This window comes from Ruficoccus sp. ZRK36 (assembly GCF_019603315.1).
Lineage (GTDB): Bacteria > Verrucomicrobiota > Verrucomicrobiia > Opitutales > Cerasicoccaceae > Ruficoccus.
The window spans coordinates 2,117,583-2,132,781 of record NZ_CP080649.1; the positions used below are offsets into that span (position 1 = coordinate 2,117,583).

Genomic DNA, 15,199 nt, shown 5'->3' on the forward strand with positions numbered 1-15,199 from the left:
TTTCAGTTTGGGCTGGAAAAAAGAGGGTGTGTGTACAAATATTCACCCCTCTTGAGCAACGATTTCCAGTCCAGCCTGTTTGACGAGTCCTCGTCACAAAAAGGGGCCTCCGAAGGTGATGCCTCCCCGGCGAGCAACACGCAGCGGCACCGTCCGCTGGCGGTGCGCATGCGCCCCCGTGATCTCTCCGAAGTCCTCGGGCAGGACCATCTGCTGGGCGAGGGCTCACTCCTGCCCAAGCTCATCCGTACGGACACCTTTGGGAGTCTGCTTTTTTACGGACCTCCCGGCTGCGGAAAAACCACGCTGGCCGAGGTCATCGCCCAGGAGACCGGCGCGAAGTGTGTGCGGATCAACGCCGTCATGTCGAATGTGGCCGAGTTGCGGGACATCCTGCGCATGGCGCGCTACGATGCGGCGCACGAGACGATTTTGTTTATCGACGAGATCCACCGCTTTAACAAGGCGCAGCAGGATCTGCTCCTGCCAGATGTGGAGGCGGGTAACATCCGCCTGATCGGTGCGACCACGCACAACCCCGGCTTTTACATCATCGACCCATTGCTGAGTCGCAGCCATCTCTTCCGGCTGGAGCCGCTGCCCGAGTCGGCCACAGTGGACCTGCTGAGGCGCGCCCTGGAGGATGCCGAGCGTGGGCTCGGAGCGGCACGCTGTACGGCGGAGGACGCCGTACTGGTCGGTCTCGCACGCCTGTGCGACGGCGATATGCGCCGCGCGCTCAACGCGCTGGAAACGCTCGTGCTCAGCCAGCCCACCGGTAGTGAGATCACACCGGCTGAACTGGAGGTCTTCGCCCGCGAGCGGCAGATTCGCTACGATGCAGACGAGGACGAGCACTACGACACGATTTCGGCTTTCATCAAAAGCGTGCGTGGCTCTGACCCGGACGCGGCGCTCTACTGGTTGGCCAAGATGGTCGAGGGTGGGGAAGACCCGCGCTTTATTGCCCGGCGTTTAATTATTCTCGCCTCCGAGGATATCGGGCTGGCGGACTCGCGCGCTCTGCCGCTGGCTACGGCTGCGCTGCAGGCGGTGGAGTTTATCGGGATGCCCGAGGCTGCGCTCACACTGAGCCATGCCACACTGTTTCTCTCACTGTGCCCGAAAAGCAACTCTGCCACCGAGGCGATATCCCGGGCGCGCCGGGCGATCAAGGAAGGACCGGTGCAGTCAGTGCCCCAGTGGCTGCGGGACAGTCACAGTAAAATCGGCAAGCAGCTCGGCCACGGCGACACGTATCAGTATTCCCATGACAGCCCGGATCACATCTCCGGGCAGGAGTACATGTTGGACCCGCTGGAGCTCTACAAGCCCAGTCCATATGGGGCGGAGGCCTCGCTGGCCGAGCGTCTGGCACAGTGGAAGGAACTCAAGCACCAGCGCCAGAACGATAGCTGAGGGCGAGCCTCTGTGCTCCACTCAAACCTCGCAATAACACACCTGCTTTTAACCATTTTTAAGAGTAGCTAGGGTGTTTTTATAGTGTTATTAAAAAAATAACACTACATTTGGGTTTTTAATTCAAGTGTTCTGGCACAGTTATAGGGGCACTCCCTTATCCATTCGACCCACCCCGCCGAATGACGCTTGTTCCCAAAAATACATTATCCAATCAGACTGCCCTGCGCCTGAAGGAACTGATCGCCCAGAATACCTGGAGTGGTTGGCTGCCGAGTGAGCGGGCCCTGAGTAAGACCCTGCAGGTCAGCCACAGCACACTGCGCCGGGCTCTGGAACAGCTACGCTACGAGGGGATCCTCGAAACCCGCCACGGCGTGGGGAACCGCATCTGCCAGGTGCCGGAGCCCACAGGCGCGACCCTTGAGGAGGGCGAGTCGAGTGTGGGCCTGATCACGCCCAAGTCCACGATCAGCCTGCGTCCATTTTCCCTGTGGGTAGACATTTTCCGGGAGATGCTGTTCGAGGCCGGCTGGCGTTTGAAGATCTACACCGGTACGAAGTACTACCGCACGAACCCCTCTGCGATCCTGAATAAACTGGTGGAGCAGAACGGGCATACCTCGTGGGTGCTTGTGCTCTCCAGTGTGGCGATGCAGCGCTGGTTCCAGGCACGTCAACTGCCTGCGGTGCTGGCCGGGACGAACCACGAAAACGTGAGCCTGCCGGGCGTGGACATCGATCACCGCGCGATTTGCCGCCATGCGGTGGGCACGTTGATCCGGGCCGGTCACCGCCACATGGTACTGTTTCTGCCGCAGTCGCGCAGGGCAGGGGACTTGCGCTCGGAGGTCGGGTTCTTCGAGGGCATCAGCACCTCTGCCTATGCTAAAAGCATCACGGCGAACGTGATTTACCATGACGACGTGGATGCGCAGAGCATTAACAAATGCCTGGCGCGCTTGTTCATGACGGCGCCTGAGCGTCGGCCGACAGCGATGATCATCGCCAACCCGTATGTGTATGTCACGACGCGGATGTTTCTGGCCGAAAATGGCCTCAAGGTCCCGCAGGATGTTTCCCTCATCGCACGCGAAGACGACCCACTGTTTTCCTATCTCACACCGAATCCCTCCCGCTATCTGAACCAATCCGAAATATACGCACGCAAGCTCATGCACATGGCGATGGAGCTTCCCACTCACCGGCATGCCGTCGCCAGCGAATGCCAGTATCTGCTGCCAAAGTTTTTCGCCGGCAAGACGGTGGCGCGTCCACCGGATACGGCGGCCTAGTGTGTATCGAAATAGAGAACACCTGATTAGTTTCGCACGAAAATACCTTACGAATAAAAGTTAACGCATAATCGTTTTACTGTTCCCAACACCCCTTAGCACCCCTGCCCACATCTCCCCATGTCCCCGATGATTTCACGCACGTTCAGGCGCCCGGCTTTCTCCCTGGTCGAGCTTTTGGCCGTGATCGCAGTGGTCGCGATTCTTTCTGCGCTGCTCATGACCGGTGTCGGACACGTGCGGGAAAACATGGCGAGCACTCACTGCCTCTCGAACCTGCGCCGCCTCCAGATGGCGAACATCACCTACGCGAATTCGAATCCGCAGCGTATGTATGTGCCGACATTCAGCAACGGCTCCGAAGTCGCCTCGTCGGGGCGCGTCCTGTGGCACAGTAACGACGCCTTTCTACCGTTCCTCGAAGTCGAAAAGTTCACCGACAGGTCTAACTGGCCGCCGACCTTCTGGCCGGATGAATACATCTGCCCGATGGCGACCGTCGAGGGGGGGCGTATCGACCGCTGCTATGCCTCGAACTGGACGGATATGCCCTTTGGCCGTAGCTATAATGCTCTGGGCGCGGTGGCCGCAGTCCGGGTGACGGATGTGATTCGCCCCGGCGAGGTGATTGCCTTCGTCGATGCTCCCAACTGGCTCGTGAATTACCCCTTTAACGAGTATGTGGGAGAGATCACCACGAACAACGCGATCGGGTATCGTCACAAGGGAAAGGCCAATGTCGTTTTTTATGACGGGCACGTAGACAGCTACCCGCCCGAGATTCTGGAGAACACTCCATCCATGTGGCAAATCAGCCACTGAAGCACCTTCTCTTTGATCTGAATATAAGCCATCAGAAGTATAAAATCTTATAAATAAATAATTTCGGTGATGCGCGTGCGCACGTTTACAGAGCCGACCTACCTAACGAACAACCTCCAAAACCTGCTAATCTCATGAGATACACGAACGAAATACTCCGCTTGATTCCCAAGCCTGCCCTGTCGCTGAAAAGCGCCTGTCTGTTTTCCCTGCTACCTGCTGCCCTGAGCGCACAAACCATTGTCTGGGACAGTGCGACGGAGGGTGGCCTCTGGTCTGATGGGACTAACTGGGTGGACGGCTCTGCGCCAGGAGCTGGTGAGACGGCTGTGCTCGGTGATGCCGCAGCTGACCGCACTGTCACTTATGACGCCAGTGCGTCGGGTACTGTAGGTGGGCTGACGATGACGCAGACCTCGGCCTTTGCGAATACAGTTGAGGTTCAGCGTACGCTGGAGCTGACCGACGAGTTGGTGCTCGGGTCCTCGACCGGTACCACCGTTGTCAACCTGAACACCTCGACCGAGAGCGGGATCACCACCGGCTCGGTGCTGACGGCTTCCTCCGGCGTGACCTTGAACTCCGGCGGCGTGCTTGAGTTTAACCGATTGCTGGTCGACACCGATGCGGTTTCCTCGACTCAGCAACTGGTGGGCGATCTGACGATCAGCGGAGGTACGCTCAACGTGTACTCGGCTACCCGCAGTGGTACGACGACGCGCAACACGTTTACGCACTCAGTCAACGGTTCGCTGACGATGGACAGCGGCTCCATTATTCTTAAGACCACTCCGGACAGCAGCGACACGGTCCTGACCGATACGCGCCTGCTGGTGAACGGCAATTTCACCATGACCGGTGGCAGTCTCTCTGTCGCCGATGGCTACTCAACCGCTCGTGCCTTGATGGTGGATGGTGCCCAGACCACGATCGGCAGTGGTGCGGATCTCGGTGAGACGGGTATTACGCTGGTTAACTTCACAGTCGATCAGCGCATCGATAGCGAGGTTGCTCTGAACTGGCTTTATCTTGAGGCACTGGGGGATACGACGAAGACCCTGAACCTCGCCGAAGTCTCCGGCGGTAATGTCGAGCGTATCAACTTCATCCAGCGCGGCACCGGTAAAACACTCACGCTGAAACTCGACAGTGATGTTTCGCTGCGATCCGGTGGCTATGTGACGACGGACTCCACGGGCGCTCCCACGGGCGGCACGGTGACCTTTGCGATCGATACGAACGGCCACACGCTGGACCTGACAAATGGGCAGGGCCTCTTCCGCAATAGCAAGTCCACCACGACGACGAACTGGGTTTTCAAGGGTAACGGCACCATCAAGGAGAACGACTTCGACCTGAGCCTCGCCAGCACGACGAGCGTTGAAGGGACCACAACCCTCATCGCTGTAGGCGGGGACGGTACCCGGAACGAACTGGCCGGTAACAACTCGGACGGTATCTCCGCCGACTCGACCTTCATCTACGCAGGTAACGCCAGCGCCGCTAACGCCGCAATCCTCAGTAGTAACCGCAGCATCGGGCACCTGATCGTCCGCAGTGGTGCCCTGCAGTTGGAGGAGGCGATCGACGCCACCTCTATCACTGTGAACACCAATGCCCAGTTGATTGCCGACAGCTTCACCTACGCTGATACGTTCTCGATCGAGTTCGACGAGGCTGCGACGGAAGGCGACTTCCAGATTTTGGATTTCAACAGCCAAAGCGGTACGGTGAGCACCGTGACGCTGACCGGCTTCTATGATGATGTCGCCCTGAGCGATAACGGCAGCGGTGTCTGGACGACGGAGCTGGAAGGCATGCTCTACTCCTTTACGAAGAGCAACGGCCTGCTCCACGTCGAGGCGGCTATCCCCGAGGCATCTTCGGTCGGTCTGTACCTGGCCCTGATGGCTTTGATTTCGCGTATGGCGTTGAAGCGCCGCAGCAACCGCGGTTAATCTGTCTTGCGAGCCGGGGGCGGCGTGCAGCCTCCGGCTTTTCGATGACTTTCAAATTGTTTTTCGATGTTTCCATTTCGATTGTTTCGTTTCGTGAATCTGGCTCTGCCGGTCGGTCTTATGCTGACGGTGAGTGCCTGCGGCTCTGAGCCCAAGGCAGCCGTCAGCAATGCCGAACTCTCGCGGCAGGACTTGCCGCTGGTGAGTGAGGCGCGTGTGGAGGAGATCACCGAGTGGATGCCTGCTGAGCCGCAGGTGCTCTATCCGCGTGCGGATGATCGCGCGGTCTGGGATCGCTGGTATCCCACGAAAGAGGGGCAGACCGTGATCGAGCGGGCGCAGGTGGCGATGGGCGAGCGCCCGGACATCCTGACGCAAGCGCTCTATGACGACTTCAAGCTGACGGGCGACCGCCAGAGTTTTGAGAAGCCCTTTTGGAAGCGGTTGAAGAATCTGCAATATCTGGTCATGGCCGAGGCGCTGGAGAACAAGGGTCGCTTCCTGCCCGCCATCGAAAGCTACGTGTCGGCTATCAATGATGAGCCCGCGTGGATCATGCCCGCCCACGCCGGTGACCGGAAGCTCTGGGAAGATAACTACGACAAGATCGATCTCGGGGCGTCGATCCGTGGGTGGTCTCTGGCCTGTACGGACTGGGTCCTGCAGGATCGTCTCCAGCCCGAGACACGCGAACGCATTCGCGAGGAGGTCAATGCCCGTGTGCTTGAGCCCTATCTGGAGCATATCAACAGCGGCGTCACGGGGGACTTCTGGTTCCTGAGAGCCAGTAATAACTGGAACGCGGTCTGCAATGCCGGGGTGCTCGGCATGGCACTGATCCTGATGGAAGCTCCTGAAGACCGGGCCCGGATCGCGGCGGCCTTTGAGCTGTATACGCAGCGCTTTATCGAGGGCTTCGGTGATGATGGGTTTTGCCAGGAAGGCTTGGGCTACTGGAACTTCGGGTTCGGCTTCTACCTGGTCGGGGCCGATCTGCTCAAGCACGCCACGGGTGGGGAGCTGGACCTGCTCTCGACGGATAAGATTCGGGCGATCTCGCAGTTCGGACGGCGCTGGCAGATCTCCGGTAACCATTACCCGGCGTTCAGTGATGCGCGGCTGACAGATAAGCCCGCGGGCTGGATGCTCGACTACATTGCCGTAAACTTTGGAGAGGGCACGATCAGCCCAGTCCCGAATCTCAAGGCCGGGCTGAATGTTTCGCTGCTGGATGTCTCGCTGCCGCGGCCCGAGGTGCCTGAAAAGGCGAGTGCCTCCCCGCTGGCCCTGCGTGACTGGTTCCCCGATGGTGGGGCATTGATCAGCCGTCGCCATCCGGACCCGAACAAGGGCTTGGCTGTGGCGATGAAGTCCGGCCACAACGCGCAACTGCACAACCATAACGACTCGGGCTCCTACGTCATCGCCAACAACGGGCATCTCGCGGCAGGCGATCTCGGGCGCGATGCCTATGTGAAAGATACGTTCAACGAGAACCGCTACCGCAGTCAGGCGATCAACTCCTTTGGGCATCCGGTGCCGCTGGTGGCGGGTAAGCAGCAGAGCCGGGGTGCTCAGGCGCGCGCAGTCAGTGTGCAGACAGATTTTAGCGAGACCTCTGACATGTGGGAGATGGAGCTGACCAGCGCCTACGACGTGCCCGCTCTGGAGGAGCTGATCCGCACGTATATCTTTGATCGGGCAGGGGGTGGGGCGCTGGAGATTCTCGACGAGGTTCGCTTCAAGGAAGGCAGCCCGGAGGACTTCGGCACGGCGATCGTGGTGCTGCCGGGGTATAAATTTGAAATACTCGACGAGCAGTCCCTGCGCATCCGCAATGCCGAAGACCCGAGCGGTAAGTCCGATCTGCTCGTCCGGTACGAAGAGCTTGGGGGCCAGGCGCTCGTGCTAAATCAAAAGCCGGTCATCGGCATCGTCCCCAACGACCCCCCACGCGGCACTCGACTGGGGATCGACCTGGCGGAGCCCGCCGAGGAGGCGACGCTACGGCTGACCTTCACGCCCTGGCCGGAGACGATAGGGGAAACGGCTTCTTTGGACTGATCCTGAATGAACCGTTCGGGGCGTCTCGTTCCGAATGTGAACACTGATATTTGACAATTTAATCACAAAATAATTAAATCGCGGGCGCTTTTCGAAGCCTCTCCGCGCGAACCTGATTTTAAGCTATGGAAGCATTGAATGGATTGGTGGCTGCACCGTTTACGCCCATGGGGCCTGATGGAGAGTTAAACCTGTCAGTCATCCCGGCCTATGCTGAGATGCTGGCCCAGCGCGGGGTGAGTGGAGCCTTTGTCTGCGGTACGACCGGGGAGGGGGCCTCCCTGAGCGTTGAGGAGCGCGAGGCTGTGGCAGCGGCGTGGATGAAGGCGAGGCCGGAGGGCTTTAAAGTGATCGTACATGTCGGGCACACCGCCCAGCCCGAGGCCTGCCGACTGGCGGCGCACGCCTCCACTGTCGGCGCCGATGCGATTTCTGCCATGGCCCCGTTCTTCTTCCGCCCGCAGGACTGCGAAGACCTGGTCGAGTGGTGCGTGCCAATCGCGGCCTCGGCCCCCGGCTTACCCTTTTATTACTATAATATCCCCAGCATGACCGGGGTGGATTTCTCGGGGGAGGAGTTCCTGACACGAGCCCATGGTCGGATTCCTAATCTGCGTGGCATCAAGTACACTTATGAGGATGTTAAGGACTACTCGGCCTGCTTGGCATTTGCAGATGGTAAATACGATATTCTCTTCGGGCGCGACGAGCTACTGCTCGAAGGTTGGAGCGCTGGCGCGCGCGGTGCGGTCGGGAGTACCTATAACTATGCCTCTCCCCTCTACCTGGGCCTGATTGATGCACTGGCGTCGGGGGACTCCATAGAAGCCCGCGAGCTCCAAAATAAGTCCATACGTATGATCGATATCTGCAATGGAATCGGGGTTGGCCACCTGGCTGCGAGCAAGGCTCTGATGGGACTGCTGGGGGTGGACTGTGGTCCGGTCCGCAGCCCGCTCAAACAGCCGGATGCTACCCAGGTCGAGGAGATGGTCAAAGCGCTGGAAGATGAGGGTTTTTTTGAGTACGCACAAATCGAGCCACGGCTGGTCTGAGGGAAGGTTTCACCTGAGTGACCAAGTTATTATACGGGTGGTGATCGAATCCGATTGTATGAAAAAGGAGTTTCGGCTATAGACCCTCCTTCCCTCAGAGAAAATGAATATCGAATACATTACCCTTTCCCTTTATCTTGGTGTCTTGCTTGTCCTGGGCATGGTTTTTGCCCGTTTCAACAAGGACCTCAGCGACTTCGTTCGTGGTGGTGGCCGCGGCACGTGGTGGCTGGTTGGTACGAGTATCCTGATGAGCGGGATCAGTGCCTTTACTTTTACCGGAAACGCGTCCGCAGCCTACGAGGCCGGCCCCAGTCTGCTGGTTATCTATCTGGCTAACTGTATGGGGTTTGCCGCAGGCGGTCTTTTTCTGGGGCGGTGGTTCCGGCAGACCCGGGCCTATACGGGTGCCGATGTCGTACGGACGAGATACGGGGTGCCGGTGGAGCAGTTTTCTGCCGTCGCCGGGGTGTTTCTTGGACCCTTTGGGGCTGCTATCCAGCTCTACGCGCTCTCGCTCTTTGCGAGTACGGTGCTGAACCTACCGCTGATTCCCGTTATGGTCTCGATCTGCCTGATCGTGGTTTTCTACTCCACCACAGGGGGAAAATGGGCGGTCATGGCGACGGACTTTGTGCAGGCGCTGGTCATGTTTGCGATTACGGCGCTGGTGTTTTACCTCTCACTGCGTGCGATCGGGGGATTTGGAGAATTTTTCAGCTATTTCAAAGATCCGCGTTTCGCGGAGGACTTCCGCTTCATTAACGATCCGGGCCATTTCCCGGGAGACCGCTTCACCTATCAGTGGGCCGTGGTGGTCTTTTTCATGCAGTTCTACGGGCAGATCAGCCTGAGCTCTGCCGGGCGCTACATCGCTGCCCGCGACGGTAGGGAAGCCTCCCGTGCCTCCTGGTGGGGCTTCATCATGATGGCGATCGGGAGCCTGATCTGGTTCGTCCCGCCGATGGTTGCGCGCTTCATGTTTGCGGATGAGATCATGGCCAGCGGTCTGGAGAAACCGACCGAGACGGCTTACGCCTTTATCGCCATGAAGCTCCTGCCCAACGGGATGATGGGCATGATGATTGCGGCCATGTTCGCGGCTACGATGAGCAGCATGGACTCCGGCCTGAATGGCCAGGTGGGTGTTATCGCCCGTAATATCATTCCTCGCCTGCGGGGTGCTTTGGGTTACCACAAGGACCTTTCGCCGAAGACGGAAATCCGGATCTGTCACATCGCCACGCTGGTTCTGGGCGCGATCATCATTTGCTATGCGCTGCTGCTGGCAAATCAGAGTGAGATTGCTCTCTTTGACGCGTACCTGATCATCGGCTCGGTCATTGGGGTGCCGATGGGCTTCCCGATGCTGATGGGCCTGTGGATCAAGAAGTTGCCCAAGTGGTCGTACTTCCCGATTTTTGCCGGCTGTATGATCCCCTCGATCTGGTCGTTTATCGACGGCCACCTGACCGGTGTGCAGTGGACGATCCAGGAGCGTACGATGTGGATTCTGGTCTGCGGGGGGCTTGCTACGGTTGCATGCCGCTTCATGTACCGTACCGTTTCCGAGAAATCCCGCGAGGAGATCGACGGCTTCTTCAAGACGATGCATAACCCGATCGATTACGAGAAGGAAATTGGCTCCTCGGTCATCGACTACGCGCAGTACTATCTGCTCGGTAAGTCCGTGATGGTGGTGGGTGCCCTCGTTTTGTTTATCCTGCTCGTTCCCAACGATATGTTCAACCGCCTGTGCATTCTGGCTGTGTCGTTCTTCGTTATCTTTTCGGGGCTCCTGCTATACCTCGGCGGACGCCGTGCGCAGAAGCGTGTGGAGGCGATTATGGCTGCGCGTGAGACCTCTGAACAAGAGGAGGAGTCCGAGCCGGTCGGAGATTTCAGTCAGGCTGCAATCGAGACTGATAAGGCCTGATCTTCCGTAAAAACTGGACTGAATTAATTTGAGCGAGCCCCCATACCCGAAACGGGTACGGGGGTTTTCCATACGTATTAAACGCGTACAGGATGAAGGCGCTTGCGCTGCTGCTCGCGCGGAGGAAAATAGGAGTTCCGATGAAAGTTGTTTACGTCCTTTTTGATTCGCTCAATCGCCACCTTTTGCCCCCTTACGGAGGCTCGATCATTGCCCCGAATTTCCAGCGTCTGGCCGAGCGGAGCGTCACTTTTGACACTTCCTATGTTTGCAGCATGCCCTGCATCCCGGCGCGTCGCGATATGCATACCGGGCGTCCAAACTTTCTGCACCGCGCCTGGGGTCCGCTTGAGCCGTTTGACGACTCGATGCCGAAGATGCTGCGTGATGCCGGTGTGTACACCCACCTCGTTAGCGATCACTGCCACTACTGGGAAGAGGGTGGTACTAACTACCACACGAAGTTTAACACCTGGGAGGCGATTCGTGGCCAGGAGGGTGACCCGTGGTTCCCGCAGGTGCGTGACCCCGAGCCGACTGAGGCCTCCATCCTGCGTTCGGAGACAGGCTCGCTGAAGCGCCCCTGCTCGGGTGCCGACGCGATGGTCCGGCAGGACGTGATCAATCGGCAGGCCATGCCCGAGCCACACCTGCAGCCGATGTCTCAGGTCTTCACTCAGGCCCGTCATTTTGTAGAGCGTAACCATGCCGAGGATAACTGGTTCCTGCAGATTGAGACTTTTGACCCGCACGAGCCGTTCTTCAGCCACCGCTGCTACAAGGATCTCTACGACGAGCATTTCAAGAACTACAAGGGCCGCGATATTGACTGGCCTCCGTACCGGGCGGTGAAGGAAACGCCGGAAGAGGTCGAGCACATGCGCTATCAATACGCAGCGCTCGTCTCCATGTGCGACGAAAAGATGGGGCATGTGCTGGACTGGATGGACCAGTACGAGATGTGGGATGATACCATGCTCATCGTCGGCACGGACCATGGGTTCCTGTTGGGCGAACATGACTGCTGGGCCAAGTGCTGGACTCCCTTCTACGAGGAGATCGCGCACACCCCGTTCTTTGTCTGGGACCCACGCAGCGGGGCCCGTAACGAGCGCCGCAAGGCCCTCGTCCAGCCCTCGATCGACGTCGTCCCGACCGTGCTGGGTGCCTTTGGGCAGGAGCCGACCCCGCGCATGACCGGGCACGACCTGGCAGCGACGGTGGCCGACGATACCCCCGTGCGCGAGACCGCGGTCTTCGGGTTGTTCGGGGCGCACGTCAACATCACCGATGGGCGCTACGTCTACATGCGCGGCAACCCGGACGGCCAGCCCAATAGCCCTCTGTACGAGTATACGCTGATGCCCGCCAACATGCGGGAGGCATTCCCAACATCGCGCTTCCAGGAGCCGTTTGAAACCGCGAGTTTTGATTTTACCCAAGGTTGCCACGTGATGAAAATCCCCGCTGCCTCGGGTATGCCGGGAGGTGAGTCCATCACTCCGACGTTCGACACGAAGCTGTTTGATCTGAATCAGGATCCGGATCAGGAGTCACCGATTCAGGATGCAGCGGTGGAGGAGCGTCTGCTGGCCGCGCTTGATGGACACATGCGTCAGCTAGATGCCCCTATCGAGCAGTGGGAGCGCCTCGGCATGGCCTGCGAGACGGCCAAGCTCTAGGCTTCAAGACGCCGAGCTTATCAAATTATAGCGCCCACGTCTGGTACGCAGGCGCAGGATGACTGACGCCTCAATGTAGGCGACTGCGTGAGTCGCTCCCGCGTAAGCTATACGCTGGCAATGTAGGCTTGTAGCGGAAAATCGCTACACGGTGGCCGCTGCCGGGGCCTTGGGGGCAGACTCCAGCTGGGCGTAGGCTTCGCGTACGAATCCGCGTTCATCCTGCGCAAAGGCGAGGGCCTCTGGCTGGATGGGCAGCCCGAGCTGCGTGCGTGTACGAGCGATGATCAGATGCAGCTGCCAGGAGTGGTCCTGGTGCGTGACGACGCCCTGGTCGTTATAGAGCTTCTTCTGGGGGATCTTGTAGATCGTATGCCACAGCGAGCGCGAGGGCGGTTGGACGGCATCATCCACCGGGCTGGCCGTCAATGCCTCAAGGGCGCTGACGAGGGTGGGGTGCGGACCGACGCGCTCGGCGAGGCGCTCCAGCGTCCCGGCCAGGATCGTGCGCACGTTTAAGGGCATGTCCTTCTGTCCGGCGAGCTGGCAAAGCGCATCGAGGCACTCGCTGTCGCCGCCACGGCGCAGCATCATGACCGCCTGCAGCCAGAACGGGATGTCCACGCACTGGCCGAATGCACCGGGTACCCAGTGCTCTTCGGGATCGGGTCCTTTTTCCTGATCCAGGATTGCTTGGATGAGGCGCGGCTGTGCGCGGCCGTCTCCCCACATGGCGAGGATGGCGGCGCTGTAAAAAGATTCGGTGGGCTCGGAGCTGTTGAGACGCTCCAGCAGGGCGTCGCGATACTGCTCCTGCTCTTCATACAGATACCAGAGGAAGACGCCGGGGAGCTTTTTCTCAAAGCAGGCGAGCAGGTCGTCCGGGCGCGGGTTGGTGTCTTCAACCGGATCGCTGGCACCGCTCTCTGCGAGCATGGCCTGCAGCTGGTCCATCGGCACGCGGCGGCTTTCACCATCTAAGGGCAGGCAGAGTACGGCGGCGTAGCCAGCGGCTTCACCGAAGCGCTGCATCTCCCGCTGCATGCGCAGCCCGTAGGAGGCGTCATTACTGATGCCGGATGCACGGCAGGCGATCCATACGTTGGTCAGACCTTCGGGGAGGAGTGAGCGGTACGGGACCTGGCAGTACTGGAGGTTCTTAAAGCCGCGGCAAATCCAGTAATAAAACGCGAGCTCGTCGCTCTCGAATTCGAAGTCCACGGAGTGCGTGTCGGCGACCGTGCGGACCTCGCCAATGCTGTCTTCAAAGCTGTGATGCGCGACGAGGTCGTCGAGGGTGACGGCGTAGTCTGTCGCCACATTACGGGTCTGGCGGACGCCGAGCGCGGCAGCCATGGTGATCGGGCGGTGGTCGGCGCTCCAGTCCTTGCACTTATACTGGGCCAGGCCGGTTAGCTTGGCACGGGTGGCGTCGCATGGGTCGTTAAAGTCAGCCCAGCCCGCGTCGAAGTTACCGCCATGCACGAGCAGGCCGCGCGGGCCGCTGCGCAGATAGAGGCCGGACTGGGAGTAGGCCAGCTTACGGGCGTCTCCGGGGCGTCCCTCGTTATTGATCGGGGTGCCGGCATGGTGGCATAGGTCGCCGTCGCCGGTAGAGTCGATGAAGGCGGTGGCAGGGATACGGGTCAAAACGCCGTCGACCATCGCGATCAAGGCCAGCACGCGACCGCTGTCATCCTTACAGACTTCACATAGATGGGTGTTTCCGAGGAAGCGGACGCCGTCCTGGTCGAACTGCTTGAGCAGGACGAGTTTCTTGGCGTCGTGGTGCCAGCTGCCTTTTGCGGTGTGGCCGGTGAAAAGCTCGCAGGCCAGACCGGTGGTCTTATCCAGCTCGTCCTGGATGCCGCCGGGGTGCCCGTAGAAATAGCCACAGATCATCCCACCTGTACCGATGCCACCGGGATAGGCGGCCTGGTCGAGACAGAGCACACGCGCCCCCTTGCGGGCGGCGGCAATCGCTGCCACGGCTCCGGCGGTGCCAGTGCCAGCGACGACGACATCGTAGCCTTTGAGCTCCTCGGTGGGCTGGAGCTCGCACTCGGGCAGCTCGGAGAGGGCCTCTTGGGCGTCCTCACCGGGAACGAGTTTGAGCGCTCTGAGACCGAGCTCGAAGCGTTCGTTGAGGGTCTCGATTTTATCAGCCTGGAGTGCCGGGCTGAGGACGAAAAGGTTGGAGGGCAGGCCTTCCTGGGTGGGGGCCTTGGACTGGCTGTAAACCGGGTAGTCCTTCAGAGAGCAGTGGCTGACGACGAAGTGCGGGCAGTCCGCACCTGAGCGCAGGCTCTGCAACTGCTTTTCGAGTTCGGTGTGCCAGAGGCCTTTGGCTTTCCAGCGCAGGTGGCGCTCATTCGGGCTGCCGGGGATGGACTCCCATGTCAGGTCCGAGTCTTCCGCGACCAGCTTGGCCGCATGGGCATCAAGCCGCTCAATATCGCTATCGCAGTAGATGACTGCGGTACGCATCAGGGCATCCGGCTGCTTGGGCTGCACCTTGGCACCGGCACAGAGGCTGGCGAGGGTGCCGCGCTCGCTGGCATCGACAAAGGTATGGGCCTGGATATTGCGGAGGCCTTTCTTCGTAGAGACGGTGAGGGCCTGCAGGGTGCTACCCTCTACGGAGACTGCGACTGCCGGGGTGTAGAGCAGGGTGCTCAGGGGAGCCTGGGTGTTGAGAAGCTCGTCCGCAGCGGTGATTTCCATCCGCGGGGCGTCGACGGATACCATGCCCTCGGGCAGCCACTCGCGGAGCTTTTCACCGGCGTCAGCGGCATCGACTTCCAGCGCGCGGCTGGATTCCCACAGGAGGTCTCCGTCCTCGCCGACGAGTACGGTACTGAGACCCTGGCTGGCCAAGGCACGGGCGGCAGAAAAGCCGACCCAACCGCTGCCATAAACGGTAACGTGGTTGACCCGGTCAAAGGGAGACGAGGCTTCCATGGGATTT

The 15,199-nt window shown here is 59.8% G+C and carries 9 protein-coding genes; 8 read left to right on the forward strand and 1 reads right to left on the reverse strand.

Annotated elements, in window-relative coordinates:
* Positions 1-51: 51 nt before the first annotated feature.
* The 8 genes from K0V07_RS09305 (at position 52) to K0V07_RS09340 (ending at position 12,231) form a co-directional block, all read left to right on the forward strand.
* Entirely contained in the window at positions 52-1,419 is a 1,368-nt protein-coding gene (locus K0V07_RS09305; RefSeq protein ID WP_255567930.1) for a replication-associated recombination protein A, read from the forward strand.
* A gap of 182 nt (positions 1,420-1,601) precedes the next feature.
* Positions 1,602-2,714 (forward strand): substrate-binding domain-containing protein, encoded by a 1,113-nt coding sequence (locus tag K0V07_RS09310; RefSeq protein ID WP_220621116.1) that lies wholly within the window; start codon positions 1,602-1,604, stop codon positions 2,712-2,714.
* A 120-nt stretch (positions 2,715-2,834) separates the two neighbouring features.
* Positions 2,835-3,536, forward strand: a complete 702-nt coding sequence (locus K0V07_RS09315; RefSeq protein ID WP_220624086.1) for a prepilin-type N-terminal cleavage/methylation domain-containing protein — start codon at positions 2,835-2,837, stop codon at positions 3,534-3,536.
* A 134-nt stretch (positions 3,537-3,670) separates the two neighbouring features.
* Complete coding sequence (locus K0V07_RS09320) at positions 3,671-5,494, forward strand: hypothetical protein (RefSeq protein WP_220621117.1); 1,824 nt, start codon at positions 3,671-3,673, stop codon at positions 5,492-5,494.
* A 93-nt stretch (positions 5,495-5,587) separates the two neighbouring features.
* Complete coding sequence (locus tag K0V07_RS09325; protein WP_220621118.1) at positions 5,588-7,558, forward strand: heparinase II/III family protein; 1,971 nt, start codon at positions 5,588-5,590, stop codon at positions 7,556-7,558.
* A 125-nt stretch (positions 7,559-7,683) separates the two neighbouring features.
* Positions 7,684-8,613 carry a dihydrodipicolinate synthase family protein gene (locus tag K0V07_RS09330; protein ID WP_220621119.1) on the forward strand — a complete coding sequence of 310 codons (930 nt, stop codon included), beginning with the start codon at positions 7,684-7,686 and terminating at the stop codon, positions 8,611-8,613.
* A 103-nt stretch (positions 8,614-8,716) separates the two neighbouring features.
* On the forward strand, positions 8,717-10,549 hold the full coding sequence (locus tag K0V07_RS09335; protein WP_220621120.1) for a hypothetical protein: 1,833 nt from the start codon (positions 8,717-8,719) through the stop codon (positions 10,547-10,549).
* A gap of 140 nt (positions 10,550-10,689) precedes the next feature.
* Positions 10,690-12,231, forward strand: a complete 1,542-nt coding sequence (locus K0V07_RS09340; RefSeq protein WP_220621121.1) for a sulfatase — start codon at positions 10,690-10,692, stop codon at positions 12,229-12,231.
* 144 nt (positions 12,232-12,375) lie between these two features.
* On the opposite strand, the gene K0V07_RS09345 is transcribed toward K0V07_RS09340, so the two are convergent.
* Entirely contained in the window at positions 12,376-15,192 is a 2,817-nt protein-coding gene (locus K0V07_RS09345; protein WP_220621122.1) for an FAD-dependent oxidoreductase, read from the reverse strand.
* Positions 15,193-15,199 lie beyond the last annotated feature (7 nt).